The 23,498-nt window shown below is 47.8% G+C and carries 20 protein-coding genes; 8 read left to right on the top strand and 12 right to left on the bottom strand.

What is annotated here, in order from left to right:
• Positions 1 to 59: 59 nt before the first annotated feature.
• The 3 genes from QFZ51_RS01430 (at position 60) to QFZ51_RS01420 (ending at position 6,521) form a co-directional block, all read left to right on the top strand.
• Positions 60 to 3,272: a SusC/RagA family TonB-linked outer membrane protein gene (locus QFZ51_RS01430; RefSeq protein ID WP_429042458.1), complete on the top strand. Its 3,213-nt coding sequence runs from the start codon at positions 60 to 62 to the stop codon at positions 3,270 to 3,272.
• A gap of 26 nt (positions 3,273 to 3,298) precedes the next feature.
• On the top strand, positions 3,299 to 4,885 hold the full coding sequence (locus QFZ51_RS01425) for a SusD/RagB family nutrient-binding outer membrane lipoprotein (protein WP_429042456.1): 1,587 nt from the start codon (positions 3,299 to 3,301) through the stop codon (positions 4,883 to 4,885).
• 310 nt (positions 4,886 to 5,195) lie between these two features.
• Positions 5,196 to 6,521 carry a DUF5690 family protein gene (locus QFZ51_RS01420; RefSeq protein WP_429042454.1) on the top strand — a complete coding sequence of 442 codons (1,326 nt, stop codon included), beginning with the start codon at positions 5,196 to 5,198 and terminating at the stop codon, positions 6,519 to 6,521.
• Positions 6,522 to 6,601: 80 nt separating this feature from the next.
• Here QFZ51_RS01420 and tatA read toward each other — a convergent pair whose 3' ends face one another.
• The 12 genes from tatA to QFZ51_RS01360 all read right to left on the bottom strand — a co-directional run bounded on the left by tatA (position 6,602) and on the right by QFZ51_RS01360 (position 17,685).
• Entirely contained in the window at positions 6,602 to 6,823 is a 222-nt protein-coding gene (gene tatA, locus QFZ51_RS01415) for a twin-arginine translocase TatA/TatE family subunit (RefSeq protein ID WP_370908531.1), read from the bottom strand.
• 129 nt (positions 6,824 to 6,952) lie between these two features.
• On the bottom strand, positions 6,953 to 7,510 hold the full coding sequence (gene cobC / locus QFZ51_RS01410) for an alpha-ribazole phosphatase (protein WP_429042451.1): 558 nt from the start codon (positions 7,508 to 7,510) through the stop codon (positions 6,953 to 6,955).
• Positions 7,495 to 8,271, bottom strand: coding sequence for an adenosylcobinamide-GDP ribazoletransferase (locus QFZ51_RS01405; protein WP_429042448.1), 777 nt, complete (start codon positions 8,269 to 8,271; stop codon positions 7,495 to 7,497). Before QFZ51_RS01405 ends, cobC begins: the two co-directional genes overlap by 16 nt.
• On the bottom strand, positions 8,268 to 9,314 hold the full coding sequence (gene cobT / locus QFZ51_RS01400) for a nicotinate-nucleotide--dimethylbenzimidazole phosphoribosyltransferase (RefSeq protein ID WP_429042445.1): 1,047 nt from the start codon (positions 9,312 to 9,314) through the stop codon (positions 8,268 to 8,270). The genes QFZ51_RS01405 and cobT overlap by 4 nt, the downstream gene beginning before the upstream one ends.
• An 11-nt stretch (positions 9,315 to 9,325) precedes the next feature.
• Positions 9,326 to 9,838 (bottom strand): bifunctional adenosylcobinamide kinase/adenosylcobinamide-phosphate guanylyltransferase, encoded by a 513-nt coding sequence (gene cobU / locus QFZ51_RS01395; protein ID WP_429042444.1) that lies wholly within the window; start codon positions 9,836 to 9,838, stop codon positions 9,326 to 9,328.
• A gap of 60 nt (positions 9,839 to 9,898) precedes the next feature.
• Positions 9,899 to 11,227, bottom strand: a complete 1,329-nt coding sequence (locus QFZ51_RS01390) for a DUF5074 domain-containing protein (protein WP_429042441.1) — start codon at positions 11,225 to 11,227, stop codon at positions 9,899 to 9,901.
• Between the two features lie 216 nt (positions 11,228 to 11,443).
• Positions 11,444 to 12,013, bottom strand: a complete 570-nt coding sequence (locus QFZ51_RS01385; protein WP_429042438.1) for a DUF6580 family putative transport protein — start codon at positions 12,011 to 12,013, stop codon at positions 11,444 to 11,446.
• Between the two features lie 17 nt (positions 12,014 to 12,030).
• On the bottom strand, positions 12,031 to 13,977 hold the full coding sequence (locus QFZ51_RS01380; protein WP_429042435.1) for a TonB-dependent receptor plug domain-containing protein: 1,947 nt from the start codon (positions 13,975 to 13,977) through the stop codon (positions 12,031 to 12,033).
• 110 nt (positions 13,978 to 14,087) lie between these two features.
• A complete protein-coding gene (locus QFZ51_RS01375) occupies positions 14,088 to 14,738 on the bottom strand; it encodes a tetratricopeptide repeat protein (RefSeq protein WP_370908523.1) in 651 nt (216 codons plus the stop codon).
• Positions 14,739 to 14,805: 67 nt separating this feature from the next.
• A complete protein-coding gene (locus tag QFZ51_RS01370) occupies positions 14,806 to 15,678 on the bottom strand; it encodes an EamA family transporter (protein WP_429042431.1) in 873 nt (290 codons plus the stop codon).
• Positions 15,679 to 15,743: 65 nt separating this feature from the next.
• A complete protein-coding gene (locus tag QFZ51_RS01365) occupies positions 15,744 to 16,964 on the bottom strand; it encodes an MFS transporter (protein WP_429042428.1) in 1,221 nt (406 codons plus the stop codon).
• 46 nt (positions 16,965 to 17,010) lie between these two features.
• The gene (locus QFZ51_RS01360; RefSeq protein ID WP_429042426.1) at positions 17,011 to 17,685 is read right to left on the bottom strand and encodes a FadR/GntR family transcriptional regulator; all 675 of its coding nucleotides are present in this window, start codon (positions 17,683 to 17,685) and stop codon (positions 17,011 to 17,013) included.
• Positions 17,686 to 18,056: 371 nt separating this feature from the next.
• On the opposite strand from QFZ51_RS01360, the gene QFZ51_RS01355 reads away from it, so the two are divergent.
• The 5 genes from QFZ51_RS01355 (at position 18,057) to QFZ51_RS01335 (ending at position 23,498) form a co-directional block, all read left to right on the top strand.
• Positions 18,057 to 19,109, top strand: a complete 1,053-nt coding sequence (locus QFZ51_RS01355) for a hypothetical protein (RefSeq protein ID WP_429042423.1) — start codon at positions 18,057 to 18,059, stop codon at positions 19,107 to 19,109.
• Positions 19,088 to 20,452, top strand: coding sequence for an alpha/beta hydrolase family protein (locus tag QFZ51_RS01350; protein ID WP_429042420.1), 1,365 nt, complete (start codon positions 19,088 to 19,090; stop codon positions 20,450 to 20,452). Before QFZ51_RS01355 ends, QFZ51_RS01350 begins: the two co-directional genes overlap by 22 nt.
• A gap of 133 nt (positions 20,453 to 20,585) precedes the next feature.
• Positions 20,586 to 21,464 carry a helix-turn-helix domain-containing protein gene (locus QFZ51_RS01345; RefSeq protein WP_429042417.1) on the top strand — a complete coding sequence of 293 codons (879 nt, stop codon included), beginning with the start codon at positions 20,586 to 20,588 and terminating at the stop codon, positions 21,462 to 21,464.
• A 15-nt stretch (positions 21,465 to 21,479) separates the two neighbouring features.
• On the top strand, positions 21,480 to 21,941 hold the full coding sequence (locus tag QFZ51_RS01340) for a DUF983 domain-containing protein (protein WP_429042414.1): 462 nt from the start codon (positions 21,480 to 21,482) through the stop codon (positions 21,939 to 21,941).
• Between the two features lie 261 nt (positions 21,942 to 22,202).
• Positions 22,203 to 23,498, top strand: coding sequence for a TolC family protein (locus QFZ51_RS01335; protein WP_429042413.1), 1,296 nt, complete (start codon positions 22,203 to 22,205; stop codon positions 23,496 to 23,498).

The raw sequence follows: 23,498 nt of genomic DNA, 5'->3' as shown, positions 1-23,498 counted from the left end.
CGGTCACATAGGATTTTGAGCTTTGCATGTAAAATAAAATTATCCAAACCTACATTTACATGCAATCAAATCTACATCGGGCGCTCAAAAGGCAGCTATGCGCCATGTTATTGCTGCTGTTTATCACCCTATCTGTACATGCCCAGCAGGCAGTTACAGGAAAAGTTATTGCAGGCGACGACCGCCAGCCGGTAATAGGAGCTACAGTTAAAGTAAAAGGCGCCAACCGCGGCGCTGTTACCGACGCCTCCGGCAGCTTCACTATCTCCGCCACCAGCACCGATGTACTCCAGGTCAGCTTTATTGGCTTCCTCCCTGAACAGTACGCACTGAAAGGCGCTTCAGATGTAACTATCATCCTTCAGCCGGATAAAAAGGCCCTCGACGAAGTGGTGGTAACGGCCCTGGGTATACGAAAAGAAGTAAAACGGGTAGGTTATGCTGTACAGGAAGTAAAAGGAGCGGACCTGATCAAAGCCAGAGAACCCAACCCGGTAAATGGTTTGGCTGGTAAGGTAGCCGGTCTCACCGTAGGCGCTTCTGCTGAATTGCTGTCGGCCCCGCTGGTATTGCTCCGCGGTAATAATATAGGTTTGTATGTAGTAGATGGCGTACCCATTAATTCTGATACCTGGAATATTTCTCCCGATGATATTGAAAGCTATACCGTACTGAAAGGGGTAACTGCTTCCGCATTATATGGCTCCCGTGGCCTCAATGGCGCCATCATGATCACCACCAAAAAAGGAACAAAAGATAAGCGCGGCCTTTCTATTGATTTTAACTCCAGTACCATGTTCGAAAAAGGATTCAATGCCATCCCAAAAGTACAGGATGAATACGGTCCCGGCGATCATGGTAAATATGCTTTTGTAGATGGTAAAGGTGGTGGAACCAACGATGGCGACTACGACGTGTGGGGCCCTAAATTCGAAGGGCAGCTCATCCCTCAGTACGATAGCCCGGTAGACCCGGCAACAGGTAAACGTACCGGCACACCATGGATTGCCCGCGGTAAAAACAACCTGCAACGCTTCCTGCAAACAGGTATGCTGAGCACCAACAACATCGCGGTATCTTCCCACACAGAAAAAGCCGATCTGCGCTTCTCCCTGTCGCATTCCTATCAGAAAGGAATTGTTCCCAACACCTCATTGAACATTACCAATTTCAATATCTCCGCAGGTTATAACTTCAACCCCCGGTTACGACTGGATGCCTACATGAACTATAACCGCCAGTATTCCAACAATTTCCCGGATGTAACCTATGGCCCCAACAGTATCATCTATAACACCCTGATATGGGCGGGCGCCGACTGGAGCATGGACGATATGCGCAACTACTGGCAGCCAGGCAAAGAAGGTATCCAATCTATTTACGCGGAATATCAACGTTATCATAACCCCTGGTTCATGACCTACGAATGGTTACGCGGCCACTATAAAACAGACGTAAACGGGTATGCAAAACTGAACTATAAGTTCAGCGATAAGCTGGAACTGCTCGCCCGCACACAAATCACTACCTACGACCTGATGAGGAATGAAAAAGTGCCTTTCTCCGCACACCCTTATGGTCGTGAAGAAGGAAAAGGCGATTACCGGGAAGACAAACGCAGCATGTTTGAAAACAACACCGATGTACTGTTGTCTTACACCAATGCCTTTCCCCATAAAATAGGCATCCACGCTTCTGTAGGCGGTAATGCACGTTCTTACAGGTATAACTCCAGCTACGTGTCTACCGGTTACCTCAATGCGCCGGGATGGTACGGATTTGCCAACAGCCGCGATCCATTGTTTGCTACCAACTACTACGCACCTATGCTGGTATTGAGCGCTTATGGTTATATAGATATAGACCTGGGGAAATATGCTACCATCTCCCTCACAGACCGTATCGATAAAGCCTCTAACCTGCCCATACAAAATAACGTATACTCTTATCCATCTGTTGCAGTCAGCACCGTATTGTCGGATTATATCCAGCTGCCGGAAGTGGTTTCCTTCCTGAAGCTGCGCGGCTCCTATGCTAACGTAAAAGGCGGCTTTACGCAGGCCACCATCGGCGCTACACCGCTGGCTACCTACCCGCTCGGATATGGTTCTGAATACCAGTCGTCTTATGACGGCCCTATCTACAATACTTCTTTCTATAATGTGGCCCCGGTTTACCAGAACCAGGCAGGCGCCTATATTTCACAAACGATCGCTAATCCCGACCTGAAACCATTTGCCAGCAAGGTGGTGGAAACAGGCGTGGATATCCGTTTCCTGAAAAATCGTATAGGCATAGACGGTACCTATTTCACCAGTGAGAATGGCCCGCAGATCTACGATGTAATTATTCCAAGTGCAACCGGCTATGCAAAGAACCGTATCAATGGCGTAAACACCCGTAAAACAGGCTACGAGGTATCACTGAATGGCAGTCCGCTCAGAAACCCGAATGGTCTTAACTGGAACGTAACCGCCAACTGGTCTACCTTTCAGGAAAAGTATACTAAGATCTACGACGGGGAAGATAAGCTGAACGCCTTTGTAGGCGTGGGCGACCGGGTAGATAAAATCTACGGTACCACTTTCGTGAGAGCAGCCGACGGACAAATCATTAACGGTTCGGATGGCCGCCCGGTGGTGAATCCAACACAGCAGTTCCTCGGTAACGCCAGCGCCGATTGGGTTTGGGGTATCAACAATAGTTTCAGTTATAAGGGCATCAGCCTCAGCTTCCAGTTCGATGGCCGCGTAGGTGGAAACATGATCGATTATATCCAGCAGCAAACTTTCCGTGGCGGACGTAATATCCTTACCACAGAAGGCGCAATGGGAGAGGCTCGCTACCAGGATTATAAAGGTGTAAAATCTTACCTGGGCCAGGGCGTAGTGGTGAGCAACAACGTACCTATCCAGTATGATAACAACGGTAATGTTACCAACTACGATAAGCTGAAGTATGAAGGCAATACCACCAAAACATTCCTGCAGGATTATATCAGCGTATACTACAGAACCAACGAAGCTAACCTGATCAGCAAAACATTTGCAAAACTCCGTGAGGTAACCATCGGTTATGCACTGCCGCAAACCATACTGAGAGGCACTTTTATCAGATCAGCCAATATATCTTTTGTAGGCAGGAACCTGCTCTATTTTGCAAAGAACAAAGATGTGGATCTCGATCAGTATCCGGGTGCGGACCAGGGTGCTTCTACCCTGCAAACACCTACTACGAAGAGATATGGCTTTAATATCAATCTCAGCTTCTGATCTGTCACTTTAAAACAATGTATTGTATGAAATCTTTCAAAATATTAACCTTCCTTGCTTTAACAGGTGCTGTACTCAGCAGCTGTAACAAGAAGTACGATGACTATGCCATCAACAGCAACAAGCCTGCACAAACGCCTCCCAGCCTGGTATTGGGCGGTGTACTGGCAGATATGAATACAGATAAACCATGGAGCAATGTGATGCGCTGGAACCAGTTCGATTGCTGTAATTACAACTATTACGGCGATCAGCGTTACGACTGGGGTGGTGCAGACCTCAACAGTTATTACAGCATGACCAACGTGCAGAAAATGGAAGTGGAAGCTACCCGTTTAGGCGGACAGGCAGTGAATCCATATTCTGCTTTGGGTAAGTTTTTCCGGGCCTGGTTCTTTTATCGTATGACCAACCTGGTAGGGGATTTACCAATGAAAGATGCCCTACAGGGGAAAGATAACCTGACGCCGGCATATGATGAACAGAAGAAAGTGTTTGTTCAGATCCTGCAATGGCTCGATGAAGCCAACACACAGCTGGGACAGCAGATTGCCAACCCGGATAAAAGCAATACCGCCGAAGGACAGTTGCTGAAAGGTGATTTTTATTATGGCAATGACCTCGGCAAATGGCAGCGCGCTGTAAACACTTTCCGTTTACGGGTGCTCATCACTTTAAGTAAGAAAACAGCCGATGCTGATCTGAAAGTAGCCCAGCAGTTTAAAGATATTGTTAGCAATCCTGCTAAATATCCGCTGATGGAATCGGCCGATCAGAACCTGCAATTTATCTACAACAACATCAACAAGTATCCATCCAACCCGGATAACCTGGGTTTTGATGCTACGAGGTATAATATGTCTGCCACCTACCTGAATACACTGGTAGCGCTCAATGATCCGCGGGCATATATAACCGCAGAACCAGCCACAGAACAGGTGAATAAGCTGGGTAAGTCACCAGCTGATATCACTGCTTATGTGGGCGCCGCTTCCGGTGAAAGCCTGGATAACATGTCTTCAAAAATGTCTGATGTAAATAATGCAGTATATTCCGTTCGAAGCCGCAGCCGCTATTACAGCAGCTATGCCGCTGAGCCGGGCGTATTGCTTGGTTTTCCGGAGTTATGCTTTAACCTGGCCGAAGCGGCCAACCGTGGCTGGATTCAGGCAGATGCAGAAGCCTGGTATAAAAAAGGAATCAAAGCCTCTCTCAGCTTTTATAGCATTCCGGCCGAAGCTGCCGGCTCCATCATTAAAACGTATGGTGGTCAACGTTATGAAGTACCATTCGATTTTGAAAATAGCTATTATAAACAAGCGAACGTGCAATACAAAGGCAACAATGCACAGGGACTTGCGCAAATCCTGACCCAGAAATACCTCGCCTTTTTTGAAAACTCCGGCTGGGAAGCTTATATCAACTGGAGAAGAACCGGTATCCCCACTTTCAGCGTAGGCTCCGGTACGGGCAACAGCGGCATTATCCCCAAACGTTTCAAGTATCCTGATTCCGACCGCTCTTCCAATACCATCAACTGGACCGCCTCCCTGAAAAACCAGTTTGGCGGTACCACAGATGACATCAACGCGGATATGTGGCTGCTGAAATAGGAGTGTGACGCGGATTTTGTCTTTCTCGCTGATTACGCTGATTATACTGATTAGTTTGATTTTTACTTTTGGATTTTTTTAGATTTTTAGATTAATAATTTAGGGAGATGAAAGCGAATATATTCGCTTCTATTTCCCTTAATCCTTTAAAATCCAAAAGTAAAAATCAAACTAATCAGTATAATCAGCGTAATCAGCGAGAAAGACAAAATTCGCACCTGTGTTTAATAATACTTAACATTAAGGTTAGCATTTGTTAACAATGGGTTTACATTGGACCCGCACCTTTGTCCCAAACCATTTGTTTACGATGTTGAATATTACCTGGATACAGAAGCGGTTGCAACAGGCGCATCATCTTACATTTTCATTGTATGCAGCCCTGGTGGCCTTTGGTACTTATTCCTGCATGTATGCTTTCCGTAAGCCTTTTACGGCGGGGATTTTCGAGGGCGTTACTTTCCTGGGTATTGATTACAAGATCTGGTTGGTAATTACCCAAACAATTGGTTATGCCTGCAGTAAATTTTATGGTATCCGTTTTATTGCGGAAATGAGGGGGAACAAGCGCGCGCAGAGTATTATGGTGTTGATAGGGATAGCGTGGATAGCGCTGTTTTGTTTTGCGGTGGTACCGGCGCCTTATAATATCGTATTTCTTTTTCTCAATGGGTTTCCGCTGGGCATGATCTGGGGGCTGGTGTTCAGTTACCTGGAAGGCCGGCGCAGCACAGAGTTTATGGGTGCGGTGTTGTCTGTCAGCTTTATTTTTTCTTCCGGATTTGTAAAGTCGGTAGGTAAAATGACGGTGGTGAACTGGCATGTAACAGAGTATTGGATGCCTTTTATCACGGGCCTTATTTTTATAGTGCCTATCATGATCTGCATATTGCTGCTGGAACAGATACCGTCTCCTACAGCAGCAGATGAGCAATTGAGAACACGCCGCGCGCCTATGAATAAACCGGAGAGAAAGGCGTTTCTCCAGGCTTTTTTACCGGGGCTGGTGCTATTGATTGCCAGCTATGTGTTGCTCACCGTATTAAGGGATATGCGGGATAATTTTGCGGCAGATATCTGGAAAGATCTTGGTTATGGGGCCCAGGCGGGCATCTTCACCCAAACCGAAATTCCTGTGTCAGTGGCTATCATTGTGATTATGGGGTTGCTGGTATTTGTGAAGAATAATTTCCATGCCTTTATGCTGAATCACTTTATTGTGATCACGGGATTTCTGGCGGCATTGATCAGTACCCTGTTATACAAGCAGCACCGGCTTGACCCGGTATGGTGGATGACTTTAACCGGATTGGGTCTGTATATGGGTTATATTCCGTTTAACTGTATTTTCTTTGAACGCCTTATCGCAGTGTTTAAATACGTCAGCAATGTGGGCTTTATCATTTATGTGGCCGATTCTTTTGGCTACCTGGGAAGTGTGCTGGTGATGCTGTTTAAAAACTTCAGCGGCATGGCTTTGTCGTGGAGCCAGTTTTTTATGGATGCAGTACTGGGTGTATCCGTTACCGGCATAGTAATGATGATAGCCTCTGCCTGGTATTTTAAAAAAAGATATGAATCAGTGAACAATAAAGGTACTTCAAACCTCGGGGGAGAAGTACAGATTGCAGCCTGACCAATGGCGGGGATGCATAAAAAAACGGCAAATCGTGCATGCTGAATGCGCAATTTGCCGTTCGTTTTTATAACAGGAATTTAATTCGCTTTGGCGTCTGTCGCGTCAGCTTTAGTTCCTTTTTTGCCTGGTTCATCTTTGGCATCTTTAAATTCACGTATGCCGCTACCCAAACCACGCATCAGCTCAGGTATCTTCTTACCACCAAACAATAACAATACTACTAATGCTATCAGCAGTAATTCTTTGATACCTATTTCCTGCAAAAACAAAAGCGGGATGTTCAGAAAAGATGTTGTCATTATAACAGATTTTATTATGTGCTTTTATATACGGTATATGCAAACATAAAGTTAGCACGAATTACCAGTTTTTTTGTTTTTTAGGAAGATATTTAAAAATATTAATATAATTGGCTTAAAGACAGTTGTTTACAGATTAGAAAATATCACTTTTACCTCCCCGTTCTCCACTTGCAAATGCGAAATATGCCCATAATCCACCGAAATATCGAACGCATCCACGAGCGGCGTATCGGTCACATGCGCCACTATACAGCGGATCACCCCGCCGTGTGTAATTAACACGGTATCCCTTCCGGTGGCGGTTATTTCTTCCAAAACCTGTATACTACGGTTATATAATTCTTCATAGCTTTCCCCGCCCGGAATGTGCTCAAATACTACGTTATCGGCCCACTTGCTTAACGCATTTTTGCTGATGTTATCCCAGGGCAACATTTCCCAGTTGCCAAAATTCATTTCCTTTAGCCGGTCGTCTTTAATGTAATGGCTGCCATACAAGGCGGCTGCCAGCTTTTCACAACGCTGCAAAGGGCTGGTGTATACATCTACAGGGCCGGCTGGCAGGAGTGGCTTTATACGGGCTGCTTCGGTATCAAAACTGCCTGCTACATCCACGTCCGAGGCGCCATAACAAATACCACTTTCTATTGCCGGTGTGGTATGCCGGATCAGATATATTTCCATGTAAGAATACAAAAGCATAAATAAATAACAGTTTCCGATACCTGCTGTACGGCGCCCAGGCAATCGCCGGTATAGCCGCCTATCCATTTCTGCATGAGCCGCACCATATACCAGCGGGCCAGTAGCAGGGTGGGGAGGGTAAGCAGCAGGGTATAGTTATGCAGGTAAATCATGGCTGCAATAAAAGGAATAAAACCCCATATGGCGGCTATTCCCAGGTCCGGTAAAGAAATGCCCTGGGCAATGGGCTTCGCTTTGCTGTCTTCGTTTTCACGGACATATTTGTGGGTATACACCACCGTTACCGCAACAAAGCGGCTCAGTGGCTGCGCACTTGCAATCGTGAGCATTACTTTATAAAGCGACAGTTCGCGGAGCGACAGGTATTTAAGAGTCATGATCAGCAACAGCCCCAGCATCCCGTAAGTGCCAATGCGGCTGTCTTTCATGATCTCCAGGATCTTCTCTTTGGTCCAACCGCCGCCAAAACCATCACACATGTCGGCAAATCCGTCTTCATGAAAAGCGCCGGTTACCCATACGCCCACAATGATCGCCAGCAAAATGCTCACCATTGGCGGAGCAATGCCCCCCAGGATGTACAATACGCCTATCATAATTGCGCCGGTTATCCATCCTATCAACGGGAGATAGCGGGTAGCTTTGCTGAGCATCTCCGGGGAGTAGGGGATATTAACGGGAACGTGTATACGCGTATAATACATGATAGCGGTTAGCAATAGCTGCCACTGTTTTTTCATATCGTACGGTTTGATACCTGCGCACTGTTAAAACTGGCCATTTCTTCCAAAAAAGCGACCGCACTTCGAATCAGCGGGATTGCCAGGGCCGCGCCGGTGCCTTCTCCCAAACGCATGTCCATTTGTAATAACGGCGTTACTTCAAGATGCTGCAGCATGGCTTTATGCCCTTTTTCTTCGGAGCAATGGGCGAAGATGCAATAGTCTTTCACCGCAGGTTGCATTTTTACGGCTGCCAGCAAAGCGGCGGTTACAATAAAGCCATCTATTACTATCAGCATTTTCAAGGCAGCAGCCTGCTGGATGGCGCCGCAGATCATGGCAATTTCAAAGCCGCCAAATGTAGCGAGGGCCTGCTCCGGCGATGCCGGCGAGGCATGTTTAGCCATTACCTGTTGCAGAATAGCTCTTTTTTGCGCCAGTTGCTGCGTGTTGCTGCCGGTGCCGGCGCCGGTACATTCGGCCACCGCTATCCCGGTAAAGTGGCTCATCAGCAACGATGCCGCGGAGGTATTACCGATGCCCATTTCTCCAAAACCAACCACATTGCAACCTTTTTCATGGAGCAGCTTTACCTCGGCGGCGCCTGCCTGCATGGCCAGTTTACATTGGTCCAGCGACATGGCCGGCATATGCAAAAAGTTTTGCGTACCCATACCCATCTTACGGTCTTTCAATTGCGGATGCGGCGCAAACTCATGGTTTACCCCGGCATCTACTACTGTCAGGTCTAGTTGATGCTGCCTGCAAAACACGTTGATGGCTGCGCCGCCATTCAGAAAATTATACACCATCTGCGCGGTAACGGCTTGTGGAAAAGGATTTACCTGTCCATCTGCAGCGATGCCATGATCGCCTGCAAATACAATGATAGCCGGGTTCTTCACGGAAGGCGCCAGCGTATTTTGCACCAGGCCGGCCTGCAAGGCAATTTGTTCCAGTCTGCCGAGTGATCCGGGCGGCTTGGTCTTCTGATCTATCTTGTCCTGTAAGGCAGTTCTCAGCTCGGGTGATACAGGTGTTATCCGGATATCATTCATCATGAGGAATTTTTTTACGCGTCTTTTTTAATTACAACCGGAATGCCGGAAACCATCAGGGTAACGGTGCCGGCTATACGGGCAATGTACTGGTTCACCCAGCCCTGTAAGTCTGTAAACTTGCGCCCCGCTTCCGTTTCGGCATGCACGCCCATTCCAATTTCATTGGTCACAATAATAAAAGTACCCGCTTTCTGGTGAAGTGCGTGTATTTCTGCCTGGATGGCCTGGAGGGTATTATCGGTATGGTAATGATGTTCAGTAAAGAAGTTGGTGAGCCACAGGGTAATACAGTCGATCACTACGGTATGGCCGTCCAGCGGGAGCCGGCTTACATACAGCTCTTCTTCATAGTTCACCCATGCGGATCCTCTTTCTGCTTTATGCCGTTGTATGCGTTGTGCAAAATCATCGTCCCATACTTTGGCGGTAGCCACATATACCGGGTGAGCGCTTTGTGATAAGGCCAGCTCCTGTGCGTACCTGCTTTTACCCGAACGGGCGCCGCCTGTAATTAAGTGAAGCATAGAAAAGCTTTTAGCCTTTCCCGGGGCTGGCTTTCTATAAAAGCCAGCCACCGGAAGTTATTAGTTAAATAACGGCATTGCCGGAAAGAAGAAGCCCATGAAGTTCACGCTTTTCTTCAGGCTGCCGCTGCTGGCATCATAGATGTACAGCGTATTATCTTTATAGTTATCGCCGTAACCGGATTTTACGTCAGTTACTATGATGGTATTGTTACCTGGATTATATCTTACACCTGCGCCATACATTTCACGGCCGGTCGGAATGGTTACAAACGGCGTATTCAGGGAGTTAGGGTTCCCTACTGCATATTTGTATACTTCCCTGCCACCGGCGCCCCAGGCATTGGTTTTGCCAATGAATACGGCGTTTTCAATAGTTGATGCGCTGAGCATACCTGCATTCCATGCGCCCCATGCGCCATATACGGGGAACGGAACGGTAACGGTATCTATTTTCAGGTTGTTGGCATTAATAGCAAACAGCATGTTATTGCGGGCGGCCCAAACGGTACCATCCGGTGTGCGGGTGAAACCTACATCGGCAGGACCTAATACTTTTGACACGCTTAAATCGGTTTTGTTCAATGCCACCATACCCTGTGATTCCGACATAACGATGATGTAGCCTTCTGCTGCTACCATACCACCTACCTGTCCGGTTACGCCGGCCAGTTTACTGCCCAGGGCCAGTGTTTGCAGATTTACGGGGTATACACCATCCGCAGTGCTTATTAAACCGGTATTGCTGTTCACGCCGCAGAAGGCATTGGCAAAAGCCGGCAGCTGATCAATGCGGCCGGTTTCTTTCATGGTGCCGGGATCTGCTACCACAAAGGCGCCTTCTTTGGATACGAGGTACATTTTATTGTTGTAAATGGCGCCGTAGTCGGTGGTGCCGCCGAGTTGTTTGCCGGGGTTATTGCGTTTAAAAACGTACTGGTAAACGGAATCTTCCCCATTGCGGTAAAAATTCACATCGCCGCTTTCCTTACCATACTGGCCTTCATTTACCAGGAAAAAACCATTTTCAAATTTGCCCAGCACCTTGATGCGGTAATAGTAGGTGGCGAGTGCGTTACCGGAAATTATTTTATAAGAGATGGTATAATCACCCCTTTCTGCTGCGGTGAAAGTATAGGTAGAATCGGTGCTTACCTGTACGCCATTTACCAGCCAGAGAAAAGTAGGGTTCTTCACCTCTGCCAGTTGCGGGCTTAACACCCGGGTGTCGCCAATATAGATGGTGTCTTTGCCGTCTTTTAAGCCCGGAGCTACAATCTGTGGTACAATTACTTCTGCCTCATTATCTTTGGAACAGGAGGCTAATCCTGCAATAGCGAATACTGCTGCAATAAAGGAAACCTGAAATTTGCGTGAAATGCTGCGCATGTGTTGTGATTTATTTTCGTATGTCTTGTTTTCGTATGGGTATTACAGTTAAACTGTAGCCAGGGTGCTAATACAGAAATGCTATGCAGAAGAGAGAAATAGTGAATCCCTATAATAATTTAGAGATTTAGAGTCAGACAAATGTGTTCATCTGCCTGAGCCCAAATCTCTAAAAAACAAATGTAAAAATATTATTGAGCAAAACGCAATCTGCGTTTAACCAGTTCGAAGCTGCCAAAGAAAATGCCTGCTGTAAACGATATTGCCTACCAGCACATACCACATGTAAGGGATCGCCTGGATATAGCAGCTGGCTAATCCGGCGGCATCTTTGGTGTACGGTAATCCGGTGAGCAGGTTGGTAGAACCGCTTACCCACACGCCGAAGTTGGACACCAGGAAGTGCAGCAGCGCTGCGCCTGCAGAACCCATCAGGATGTTGGCCACGCTTGCTTTCTTGATTAAAAGCTGACCCAGTAATACGATCAGCACAAAGCTGGCGTAGTTCCATACCCAGCCCCTGTACAGCAAGCCTTCTGCATATTGCTTATGGAAAACCTGCATCAGGATAATGTCGCTCACAAACAGCGTCAATAAAGGAAAGGCGTATGATTTCCACTTCTGCGAAAAAGAAGCGCCGCCAAATAAAGCCATTGCGCCTACCGGCGTAAACATGGCGATTGGTTGCATGGTGGCATCTGATCCCAACACGATACGTATTACACCAGCTGCCAGTATAAACAGCAGCAGTACGCCAAACCGTGGATTAAGATTCTTTAAAGACATTATGTTGGTTTTAATGTTTACAAATTAAATACAATACCGGTATTAAAATTGAACCGGCGTGAATTATAACCCGAGATATCAAAATACTGATAATCTGTAATATTTCTGAAACCGGCGAAAATTTTAAGCAAGTTACCAAATTTATATTCACCATATAAATCCAGGGTATAATAATCCCCCATCGGTTTGGCGCCTTCAAACCGCTTATCTATGTATTTACCGGTGGCCGCCACGTACAGCGACCGGGTTGCCTGGTAGCCTAAAGTGGCGTTCACCGCGTGTTTGGGTATCCGGTACAGGTTGTAGTAGGAAGAATCCTTGCCGTTCTGGTTCACCGTAACACGGCCATCCACATAGGCGTAATTGGCGGTTAGCTGCAGGGTCCTGGTAATTCTCCAGGTAGCTTCCACTTCAGCGCCATATGCCTTTTGTTTATTGGCATTACGGTACTGGCTGAAAAAGGTGACAGGATCAAAATAAAAGATCACCAGGTCGCGGGTATTACGGGCAAAACCGGTTACCCGGAAATCTATTTTGCCATCAGCCACATTGGCCTGGTAGCCGGCTTCGTAATTGGTAGTGGTTTCCGGCTTCAGATCCCGGTTGCCATAGCCATTTGCATACAGCTGGTATAAAGTTGGAACGCTGTAGGCAGAAGATATATTGATAAATACCTTATGATTCGGATTAATCAGATAAGATGGATTAATGGAGAAGGTTTCGTTATTACCATACAGGTTGTGATGATTAAACCGGCCGCCCACTTCGAGATTAAAGCCACCCATGTTACGCAGCAGGAATGAGGCGTATACGCTGATCTGGCTGGTGTGCGAGCTATCCGGCGATAACGTGGTGTTAACGATCCCCGGCATGAAGGTGCTTTCCAGGAAGTCTTTTTGATCGGTGGCGGAACGGTTATAGGCGGCGCCTCCGATCAGCCTGATCCGGCTGCTCAGGTCCAGGTTCACATAACTTTCCACCTGGTGGGTGTTGGCGGTAAACAGGGAGCTGTCGTACCGGGCATAAGCGCCCACGCCTACATAGCCGGAATCGTTTAAAATATCCCGTTTGGTATGCTGGTAGCTGTATAATACATGCCAGGAGCCGTTTTTAAAGCGGTATTCACTGTTAAACCCGTTGAGCAGGTACTTTGATTTGCCGTTATAATCCGTTTCGTCTTTATAGCCGCCTTCATCGAGGTCGTGGCGGTAATTGCTGTAGTTCAGCAGGTAGCCGAAGTTCCAGCGTTTTCCTGCTGCCAGACCCAGTTTGGCAAAAACGCTGTTTTGCCGGAAGCCGTCTTTATCAAATCCGGCTTTATAGGTAGAGTCATAAGCATCGGAGAAGCCCCTGGTTTTTTCGTGTTTATAGCTTACCAGGTAAGAGAAGCGGTTAACATTGCCATGCACATTTACATTGCCCTGGAAATCGTGATAGCTGCCATAGCTGGCACTGGCGCCTACACCAAACTTTTTACTGCCGGTTTTGCGGGTAATGATGTTGATCACGCCTGCTACTGCATTGGAGCCGTACAGGGTGGACTGGCTGCCCCGGAGTATTTCTATCCGTTCTACCTGGTCGGGGGAAATGAAGTTGAGATCAAAGGTATTATTGATCTGGGAGGCGTCGCTTACCGGCAGCCCGTCCACAAGGATCAGGGTATTACCGTTGGAGGCCCCACGCATATACACATTGGGTACTGTACCCGGGTTGTTTTCAGCACCGTTGATGATCAGGCCGGTTTGCTGGTTGAGGATGCCGGCAATGCTTCTGCCGCTATTGCGCTCCAGGTATTCGTGTGAAAGGATGGTAACCACCTTGCCGGTTTCCCCGGCCTTTTGCGGACCTTTAGCGGCGGTAACGGTAATTTCATTCAGCTGGCTGATACGGCTGGTATCCTGTGCGGCAGCAGCAGTATACAGCGCGGTAGATAAAAATAAGGAAGTGTAAAGTTTTAATTGCATCCGCGAAATATTAGTTGAAGGTTTATCAAAATAAAAATGCAGCTGGGACAAAGGTTAGGTTACTTTATCTCCGCTGCATTTTCAAAGGTAAATTGCCTGGGGCAATTTACTTATCCCGGCATCCGGGAAATATATTTATCCATTTCTTTGATCTGGCTTACGATCTGCGCAGTGGTAGGCTTTTGAGCTTTGGCCCTGCGGAAATATTCCTTGGCAGATTTGAAGTCGCGGCGGCTCATGGCAATAGAAGCCAGTGTTAACAGGGCTGCTGCCGTGTTTTCCTTATCCGGCAAGCCTTTCCGCATCGCAATTTTCAGGTTCTGATCGGCTGTTTTCAGGTCATTTTTCTGATAGGCGATAGTGCCCAGCTGAAAATACTGCATCCCCTCGTATTCTTTCATCGGGCTGCCGGAGTTAATGCTCTGGCGGATGGTGGATTCAGCTTTATCAAGATCATTGGAATACATGGCCATGTTGCTTTGCATAAAATAGTACACAGAGCGGATGGGTTTGTACAACAGTTTCGGGAACTTTACCTGGTTCATCAGGGCGGTGGCCCTTTCAATGTCGCCGGCTTCCACGGCTTCCTGTACCATTCTCATGGGACCAAACATCACATGTGTTACCAAGCATACCAGTGCCAGCACCAGCACAATGGTGGCTTCCCACCAGCCAACAGTAAGGCCCAGCGCAATACCACCTGCCAGTAAAATAATACCGATCGGGAGGCGATATAGAATAAAAAAATTAAATGCTTTCATGAAAAAACAGTTCGTAAATCACTAATAGAGGGTGCAAAGATAAATAAAAAAAACACCTCATGGGTTTTCATTTCCGGCGTTTCAGATTCGCCATGGCGATGGCGCTTAATATGATGGCCACCCCCAGTATCTGCAGGGGCGATACGGATTCATGGAGGAAAATGGTGGCGGCCAGCATGGCCACGGGCAACTCGGCAGCGCTGAGAATGGCGCCCAGCGATACCCCCGTTTGCGGCATCCCCTTCGAAAAAAGGAAGGGAGGCAGCACGGTACCAAAAAGTGAAAGGGGAATGCCCCAGATCCACAGGCTGGTGCCGGTAAACCGGCCGTTAAACAGGTACACAGGGGGGAAGATCAGGCTGATGAGTACAAATGCGCCGGTAACGATCCAGGCGCTTTTCAGCACTGGTCCCAGCGATGCCGCTACCCGGCCGCTTACTACTATAAATACCGTGTAACACATGGCCGCCAGCAAACCGAAGCCAATACCTTTCCAGCTCAGCGCGGTTTCAGCGTGGTTAAATACGCCTCCTGCCAGGAGAGTGCCGCCAAGAATAAAAAATACCGCCAGCCATTGTACCGGAGAAGGCCGCTTCTTATAAATGATCCATTCCGCCAGCATACTCATCCAGGTGAACTGCATCAGTAATATGATAGCGATGCTCGCCGGAATATATTGTACACTCTGATAATAAGTAATGCTTACCAATCCTGTGGAACTGCCCAGGATAAAGCAGGTACGGGCATCTCTGTTAGCTAAGCCCACTGTTTTTTTGCCGGAAAATGCCTGGATGATCCATAACGCGAGCATCCCGAAGCCCGCCTGCACGCTGCATAATTCGCCTAGTGTATATCCTTGCTGATAGCCTGATTTAACGATCGTTGATAATATCCCAAAGCTGCATGCGCCAAGCAGCACAAGCAGTATGCCTTTCCACATAAGAATTGTTTTAGTGCTGCGAATGTATGCGAATTTAGCGGGGCCATCGCCTCCGCTAAATGAGGCTATTTCTTTTTTTCAAGATTCGGTAACAAACCGGTCAGGAGCCCTATTAAAGGAAGATAGGCGCAAACCTGGTATACGTAGGAAATACTGGTGGCATCTGCCAGGCGGCCCAGCAGGGCGGAGCCTACGCCGGCCATACCAAAAGCGAGACCAAAAAATAATCCTGCAATCATGCCCACTTTACCTGGTACCAGTTCCTGTGCATAAACAAGGATGGCAGAGAAAGCGGAAGAGAGTATAACGCCAATGAATACACTAAGTACTGCTGTCCAGAACAGGGTGGCATGTGGCAGCAATAATGAAAATGGCGCCACACCCAGGATGGAGATCCAGATCACATATTTACGCCCGATCCGGTCGCCAACAGGGCCGCCGATAAAGGTGCCTGCCGCTACGGCAAACAGGAAGATGAACAGGTACACCTGCGAAGCCTGCGTGGAAATATGGAAGCGGTCCATCAGGTAAAAAGTATAGTAGCTGGTCATACTGGCCATGTAAAAGTATTTGGAGAAGATCAGCACCAGCAGGATGCCCAGTGAAAATATCACAGTGGAATTGGATAGTTTCGGCCTGTTCAGGTCCAGTGCAGCTTTTTTCGGTTTAATACGATGTGTATTGGAAAGATACCATTTGCTGATGTTCAGCATTACCACAATCGCGAGCAAGGCGGCTATGGAAAACCAGATGACATGAAACTGGCCGAAAGGAACAATCACCATTGCTGCGAGTAGCGGTCCAAGCGAACTACCGGCGTTACCGCCCACCTGGAACAGCGATTGCGCCATGCCGTGTTTCCCGCCGGAGGCCATATGCGCCAGCCGGGAGGCTTCGGGGTGAAACACCGCAGAGCCAACGCCTACCAGTCCTACTGATACCAGCACCATCGGGAAGCTGTGCGACAAGGATAAACATACCAGTCCAAGCAGGGAGAAACTCATGCCAATGGCCAGGGAATAGGGCTGTGGCTTTTTATCGGTGTACAGGCCTACCAGCGGCTGCAGCAGTGATGCCGACATCTGGAAGGTGAGGGTAATAAGCCCTACCTGTGTAAAATTTAATTTCAATGAATTTTTGAGTACCGGGTACATCGCAGGAATGAGCGATTGCAGGGTGTCATTCAGGAAGTGGGTAAAACTTAACGCCAATAGGATCGACAGCACCGTTTGTTGTGCTGCCTGTTGAGCGGCCGCCTGGGGCTGTTCTGGTAATGTTGTTTCCATTTCTGTTCTTTTAAGATCAGATCATCTGATGTTTGAGGGGAAAAAATTATTTATTCTGGTCACTGATTTTCGTTGCCCAAACCAGCGCCTTTTTTGGATCTTTATCTATAATGCTTTGCAACAGTGCATCGTGATAATGCTGCGTGTCAACAAAGGAATCCGTGTTGGCATACCGCAGCAGGAACGACTTTTTCAGGTGCTCTGCCACTGTTTTGTACAGGTCCCGCATAATTTCATTTTTACCTGCTTCCGCTATAGCGTTATGAAAGTTGATATCCGCCTGGATACAAAGTTCCAGCTGGTTGCCGGATGCATATTCAAAACGTTTTTTCAGGAAGCCTTTCATCTTTTCAATATCCTTGTTGTTGCGGTGTAGGGCGGCTTTTTCCGCAATCTTTACTTCCAGCAGGAAGCGCACTTCATTCAGGTCTTTGAAATCGGCCCGCTGCAGCCGCTGCGATAGCGCTTCTCCCGTGCCTGATTGTGATAACACAAAGGTACCCAACCCCTGTTGTACCCGCACCAGCCCCCGGTGCGCCAGTATTTTTACTGCTTCCCGGATGCTGGAACGCCCTACGGAAAACTGTAACATCAGCTCAGGTTCTGTAGGCAACTGTTGCCCCACGGTGTATTTACCGGAAGCGATCAGTTCCTGCAGGTGGTCCGCTACCTCTTCAGCCAGGCTGAGTCGTTTTAAAGGAGAAGTATTTGTATTCATCATATCATCTGATGTTTGCAAAGGTAATAGAACTTTTTACTTTTTTCAATTTTTTTGGGAGAAGAGAAGATGGATGGCATGATGAATTGAGCAGCTATTACTTCCCGGATACTTCTTGGTTACTTCTCGGATACTTCTCAGTTACTTAGGAGTAGCGTATGTATCGTACTCCCCCTATAGTCCCCCTATACTCCCCTTATAGTCCCTATACACTCCCCATACACTCCCACCCCGGCTAAGTCCTGAAAAAGGTTTACACGCCTGCCCGTTAATCCTGGTTAAAGTTTACCCTACTTTCATTCATCATTTTCTGCTTTGCAAACTGTGGCAATAAGTTTATTTTGCCCGGATTGCTTATAAACATTATCTGCTATATGAGAAAATTAATACTGTCATTATCCTTATTCATCACCTTCCATGCCTATGCGCAGGATGCGCTGAAGTACCAGACTCCCCCAAAGAGTATACTGGAACTGGCGATGGCAGCTCCTTCGCCATCAACAGACTTTAGCAGCAAAGGAGATGTGATGCTGATCATGGAACGAACCAGTTACCCAACTATTGAAGAATTATCGCAACCGGAATACAAGCTGGCAGGAACACGTATTAACCCTGCTAACTTCGGGCCAAGCCGCGCAGGTTACATTACAGCTATCCGTATTAAAAATATTAAGGGCAACAGCGAATACGCCGTCACCGGCCTGCCTGCCAATGCGCGTATTGGCAATATCAGCTGGTCGCCATCGCAGAAAAGTATTGCCTTCACCATTACAGACAACAACCGCATTACCTTATGGAAAGCGGATGTTGCTACCGGTGCCGCCAAACAGCAAAGTACACGTGCCCTCAACGACATTGCAGGCCCGGCATTTACCTGGATCGATGATAACCGCATCCTGGCACTGGCAGTACCCGCCGCTATTGGCAAAGCACCGGAAAAACCCCTTGCGCCCGCAGGCCCCACCGTACAACAAACTTCCGGTAAAGCAGCGCCGGCAGCCACTTACCAGGACATGCTGAAAAATCCATACGACGAACAGCTGTTCGATTATTACTTTCAATCCGAACCGGTGATTATAGGCGCCGGCGGCGAACAGGTAATCGGTAAACCCGCTATTTACATCACCGCCGCTCCATCGCCGGATAATCAATACCTGCTGATGGAAAGCCTGCACCGCCCATATTCTTACCTGGTAGGCGCCCACCGTTTCCCCACGGAAGTGGAAATATGGAAAATGAATGGCGAACTGGTAAAGAAACTCGCCAGCAACCCGCTGGATGAGGTACGGCCCCCAAAGGTTTTGATGCTACCAGCAATTACCCCCGTTTCTTCTCCTGGCGTAACGACGCACCAGCCATTATCTGGTGGGTACAGGCCCTCGATGGCGGCGATCCTAAAAAGGAAGTGCCTTTCCGCGATGTGGTAAATACCCTGGCTGCCCCGTTCAGCGCAGCACCACAGGAACTGGTGAAAACCGTGAACCGCTTCGCGGGTATCAGCTGGGCAAACGACCAGCTGGCACTGGTGTATGACGCCAACAGCACGCAACAGAAAATAAAGGTAAGCCGCATAAACCCTGCAAGCCCTTCGCAGGCGCCGGTTACGCTGATTGATCGTTCTGAAAACGACCGGTATAACGATCCGGGCACACCTGTAACAATAAAGAACCAATACAACAGGGCTGTTTTATACGTGTCGCCTTCACATGAATTGCTGATGACGGCGCCAGGGGCTTCCCCTGAAGGAGACCGCCCATTCCTGTCTTCCTTTAATTTAAATAACAGCAAACAAAATATCCTGTGGCGCTCCGCTGCACCTTATTACGAACAGGTGGCCGATGTGATTGACCCTGCCAAACTCGTGGTAGTGATAGCACGCGAATCAGTTTCATCTCCAGTAAACTACTACCTGCAAAACCTGAAAAAGAAATCATCCGTGGCGCTTACTGCATTTCCGCATCCACAGCCACAACTGAAAGGCGTGCAGAAACAACTGCTGAAATACAAACGCAAAGATGGGGTGGACCTCACCGCTATGTTATACCTGCCGGAAGGTTACGACCCTGCCAAAGATGGCCGCCTGCCGGTGCTGATGTGGGCTTATCCACGTGAATACAAATCTGCCAGCGATGCCGCCCAGGTACGTGGTTCTGCCTACAGGTTTACCCGCGTAAACTATGGCTCACCTATTTTTTGGGTAACCCGCGGTTTTGCGGTAATGGATGCTACCGAAATGCCTATTGTGGGTGAAGGAGATAAAGAACCAAATGATACTTTTATCGATCAGCTGGTGATGAATGCGGAAGCCGCCGTGAACAAGATCACGGAAATAGGCGTGGGTGATAAGGACCGTATATCAGTAGGTGGCCATTCTTACGGCGCCTTTATGACATCTAACCTGCTCGCACATACGAACCTGTTTAAAGCAGGGATTTCCCGCAGCGGCGCCTATAACCGTACATTAACGCCATTCGGATTCCAGAACGAACAACGCACCTACTGGCAGGCGCCGGAGGTGTATTATAAAATGTCGCCTTTCTCTTATGCAGATAAGCTGAAAACGCCCATCCTCCTGATTCACGGGGAAGCCGATAATAACTCCGGCACATTCCCTATCCAAAGCGAGCGACTGTACAACGCCATTAAAGGCAATGGCGGTACTGCGCGCCTGGTATTCCTGCCACAGGAAAGCCACGGCTATGCTGCTAAAGAAAGTATCCTGCATATGCTGTGGGAAATGGACGAATGGCTGATGAAATATGTAAAATAATAAAGACAGCCCCGTAATTTCTGTGATGATCCGCCCGGATCATCACAGAAATTATTACAATAAGTAAAAAGTACCATTAAAGCCCCTAATACCACAACCCCCGTTCTTACTTCCTTTGTACCTTTGTTGCATCATGTCAAAGGCACTCATTCCAACATACGATATCTGTTCCCTGGCTATGGGAAAGCCGGCATCTGAGGATATACTGGTGGCCAGGTTTTCTGAGTACCTGGCGGCACACCGGGATATTCATTTTCCTCACCGGCATTCATTTTATCACCTGGCATTTTTTACTGCCGGGGGTGGAAGCCATACGATCGACTTTGAAAAATTCCCGGTAAAGCCCGGACAATTATATTTTATGGTGCCCGGCCAGGTACACAGCTGGTTCTTTTCCGGCGGGATAGAAGGTTACGTAATGAATGTATCTGCCGGTTTTTTTAATGCCTTCCTGCAGGATGCTGACTACGTGGAACGGTTCCCTTTTTTCAGCGGGGTAAGTGCAGAAGGAGTAGTACAGCTGCCTAAAGCCGCTATTCCCGTTGTAACCGCGCAGTTTGAAGGCATGCTCAAAGAAATGAAAGGTGATCAGGCTTATAGCCAGGATATGCTGCGGTTGCAGGTACTGGGAATGTTTATAGCCGTAAGCCGCGCCAGCAGGCAGGGGGAAACCCGGCAGGAATTGCCGCATAATTATGTGCTGCTGCGCAATTTCCGCAAGCTGGTGGAACAGCATTATATGCAGTTGCGGTTGCCGAAAGAATATGCCGCCCTCCTGTATGTAACACCTAATTATCTCAATGCCTTTTGCCGGCATATGCTGGGGAAATCGGCGGGGGAAATTATCCGCGACCGCATACTGCTGGAAGCAAAAAGGTTATTGATCAATGCCGATATGAGTATTGCCACTATTGCCTACCAGCTCAATTTTGCGGACAATTCTTACTTCACGAAGTTTTTTAAAAAATACGCAGGAACAACACCGGAAGAGTTCCGGAAACATATTTCCTGATAAATCTTTCATTATATGTGTGCAGATAAAAACAATGTAAAACCCAGCCTGCTGAAAAGCCTGCTGGGAAACAAGTGCGCCCGTTGCAGAAGGGGATCTATCTATACTACCCCAAATCCCTACGACCTTAAAAACTGCTTAAAGATGCCCGATGTTTGCCCGGTATGCGGTCAGCCGGTGGAAGTGGAAGTTGGCTTTTACTACGGTACCGGCTATGTGAGCTATGCACTGTCCATTGCGGTGTGCGTGGCCAGCCTCATTGCCTGGTGGCTGTTCATCGGCTTCTCCATTTACGATAACCGGATTTTCTGGTGGCTTGGGGTAAACGCCCTGTTGCTGCTAATCCTGCAACCCCTGCTGATGCGATGGTCCCGTACCATCTGGATGGCCTTTTTTGTATACTACGATGAAAACTGGCACCAGGGCCCTCCGCAGGGAACGGGCCGGTCAAACGCAACTTTTAAGAACGCTATATAACAGGCCGGTAAACCAGGCAAAGAAACCGATAGGACGGAGATGGTAATTTACGGATCTATGGAGAGAACAAACGGACGAGTTATCCGTTATTATCTTTCTATGGGTCCGTTTTTCGTTTATTAATACCATCATAATTCGTTATCTTGTATTACTATTTGGCCCCTTATTCCAGTTGTAGCCTTTACTAACATCAATGATTATACGATGATGTTTTTCAGACAGCCCGGAAGATTTCTATTCATTTTTATTTTTTTGTTGTCAGTGACGCCCAGGCTGAACGCACAGGATAGCACCGTGCAGCAGCTCCCCGCACAGTGGACTTTACAACAGTGTTTCGACTATGCGCTGAAAAACAATATCCAGTTAAACAGCCTGCGCCTGAGCAAAATGAGCAGTGACCAGGATCTGCTGCTGTCGCGTGCGGCCAAGCTGCCTAATCTTACGGGGTCCGTTTCCCAGGATCTTAATGGCGGCAAATCTGTTACCGCTACCGGCAATTCTTCTTACCGGGTAAATACCACCGGTAATTATGGCGTTAATTCCAACGTTACCCTTTTCCAGGGCGGATATCTTAATAATGATATTAAGCAGAAGAACCTGCTCACGCAGATGGCAGGACTGAATATTGCCCAGCAGGTAAATGATATCACGGTACTGATTACACAAGCCTATCTGAATATCCTGCTGGCAAAGGAAAACATTGTATATGTGCAGGACGTGGTAGCCACCTCTGAAGCGCAGGTGAAGCAGGGACAACAACAATATGATGTGGGCAGCATTGCCCTGATAGGACTGGTGCAGTTAAAGGCGCAGCTGTCGAACGACCGTTACCTGCTGGTAACCGCCGAAAACCAGCACAGGCAGAACAAGCTGGTGCTGAAACAACTGTTGCAACTGCCCAGCAGCTATGATTTTGAAATCCAGGAGCCGGATACACTGATCACCAACACGCGGCTGTATGCCTTACAGGAAGTACAGGACTCTGCACTGGCCAACAGGCCGGAAATTAAAAGCAGTGAACTCGGCATCCAGGTATCGGACCTGGACCTGGCAAAGGCGAGGGCCGGGTATTTGCCCACGCTTACAGCCGGAGGCGCATTAGGATCTTCTTATGTTAGCGGAGGAGCCAACAGCGCTTATTTCAAGCAAATGGATAATAATTTTTATCAGCAGATAGGGCTCACTTTATCTGTTCCCATCTTCACCCGGCGGGTCGTGAAAACCAATGTGGAAAAAGCAAAAATAGAGGTGGATCAGTCGAAGCTGGTGTTGCAGGATACCAAAACAAATCTTACCCAAACGATAGAACAGTCATATATAGATGTGCTCAATGCGCAGTCGCAGTACGATGCTGCGGTGGAGCAGTTAAAATATTCACAGGAAGGTTACCGGATTGCCAGCGAACAATTAAAAGTGGGCGCTGCCAATATCGTGGTTTTTCTTCAGCAGAAGAATTTATATATACAGGCATTACAATCTTATATACAGGCGAAATACAATGCTGCTCTGAACATCAGAATATATGATTTTTACAGGGGCATACCGGTAAAACTATAA

The sequence above is a fragment of the Chitinophaga sp. W3I9 genome (assembly GCF_050434025.1).
GTDB lineage: Bacteria > Bacteroidota > Bacteroidia > Chitinophagales > Chitinophagaceae > Chitinophaga.
This window is presented reverse-complemented; position numbering and strand designations above follow the sequence as displayed.

Excerpts from the sequence above, each read along its gene's own strand:
- QFZ51_RS01430 (WP_429042458.1), top strand. The coding sequence starts at position 60 with ATGCAATCAAATCTACATCGGGCGCTCAAAAGGCAGCTATGCGCCATG.
- QFZ51_RS01425 (WP_429042456.1), top strand. The coding sequence starts at position 3,299 with ATGAAATCTTTCAAAATATTAACCTTCCTTGCTTTAACAGGTGCTGTA.
- QFZ51_RS01420 (WP_429042454.1), top strand. The coding sequence starts at position 5,196 with ATGTTGAATATTACCTGGATACAGAAGCGGTTGCAACAGGCGCATCAT.
- tatA (WP_370908531.1), bottom strand. The coding sequence starts at position 6,823 with ATGACAACATCTTTTCTGAACATCCCGCTTTTGTTTTTGCAGGAAATA.
- cobC (WP_429042451.1), bottom strand. The coding sequence starts at position 7,510 with ATGGAAATATATCTGATCCGGCATACCACACCGGCAATAGAAAGTGGT.
- QFZ51_RS01405 (WP_429042448.1), bottom strand. The coding sequence starts at position 8,271 with ATGAAAAAACAGTGGCAGCTATTGCTAACCGCTATCATGTATTATACG.
- cobT (WP_429042445.1), bottom strand. The coding sequence starts at position 9,314 with ATGATGAATGATATCCGGATAACACCTGTATCACCCGAGCTGAGAACT.
- cobU (WP_429042444.1), bottom strand. The coding sequence starts at position 9,838 with ATGCTTCACTTAATTACAGGCGGCGCCCGTTCGGGTAAAAGCAGGTAC.
- QFZ51_RS01390 (WP_429042441.1), bottom strand. The coding sequence starts at position 11,227 with ATGCGCAGCATTTCACGCAAATTTCAGGTTTCCTTTATTGCAGCAGTA.
- QFZ51_RS01385 (WP_429042438.1), bottom strand. The coding sequence starts at position 12,013 with ATGTCTTTAAAGAATCTTAATCCACGGTTTGGCGTACTGCTGCTGTTT.
- QFZ51_RS01380 (WP_429042435.1), bottom strand. The coding sequence starts at position 13,977 with ATGCAATTAAAACTTTACACTTCCTTATTTTTATCTACCGCGCTGTAT.
- QFZ51_RS01375 (WP_370908523.1), bottom strand. The coding sequence starts at position 14,738 with ATGAAAGCATTTAATTTTTTTATTCTATATCGCCTCCCGATCGGTATT.
- QFZ51_RS01370 (WP_429042431.1), bottom strand. The coding sequence starts at position 15,678 with ATGTGGAAAGGCATACTGCTTGTGCTGCTTGGCGCATGCAGCTTTGGG.
- QFZ51_RS01365 (WP_429042428.1), bottom strand. The coding sequence starts at position 16,964 with ATGGAAACAACATTACCAGAACAGCCCCAGGCGGCCGCTCAACAGGCA.
- QFZ51_RS01360 (WP_429042426.1), bottom strand. The coding sequence starts at position 17,685 with ATGATGAATACAAATACTTCTCCTTTAAAACGACTCAGCCTGGCTGAA.
- QFZ51_RS01355 (WP_429042423.1), top strand. The coding sequence starts at position 18,057 with ATGAGAAAATTAATACTGTCATTATCCTTATTCATCACCTTCCATGCC.
- QFZ51_RS01345 (WP_429042417.1), top strand. The coding sequence starts at position 20,586 with ATGTCAAAGGCACTCATTCCAACATACGATATCTGTTCCCTGGCTATG.
- QFZ51_RS01340 (WP_429042414.1), top strand. The coding sequence starts at position 21,480 with ATGTGTGCAGATAAAAACAATGTAAAACCCAGCCTGCTGAAAAGCCTG.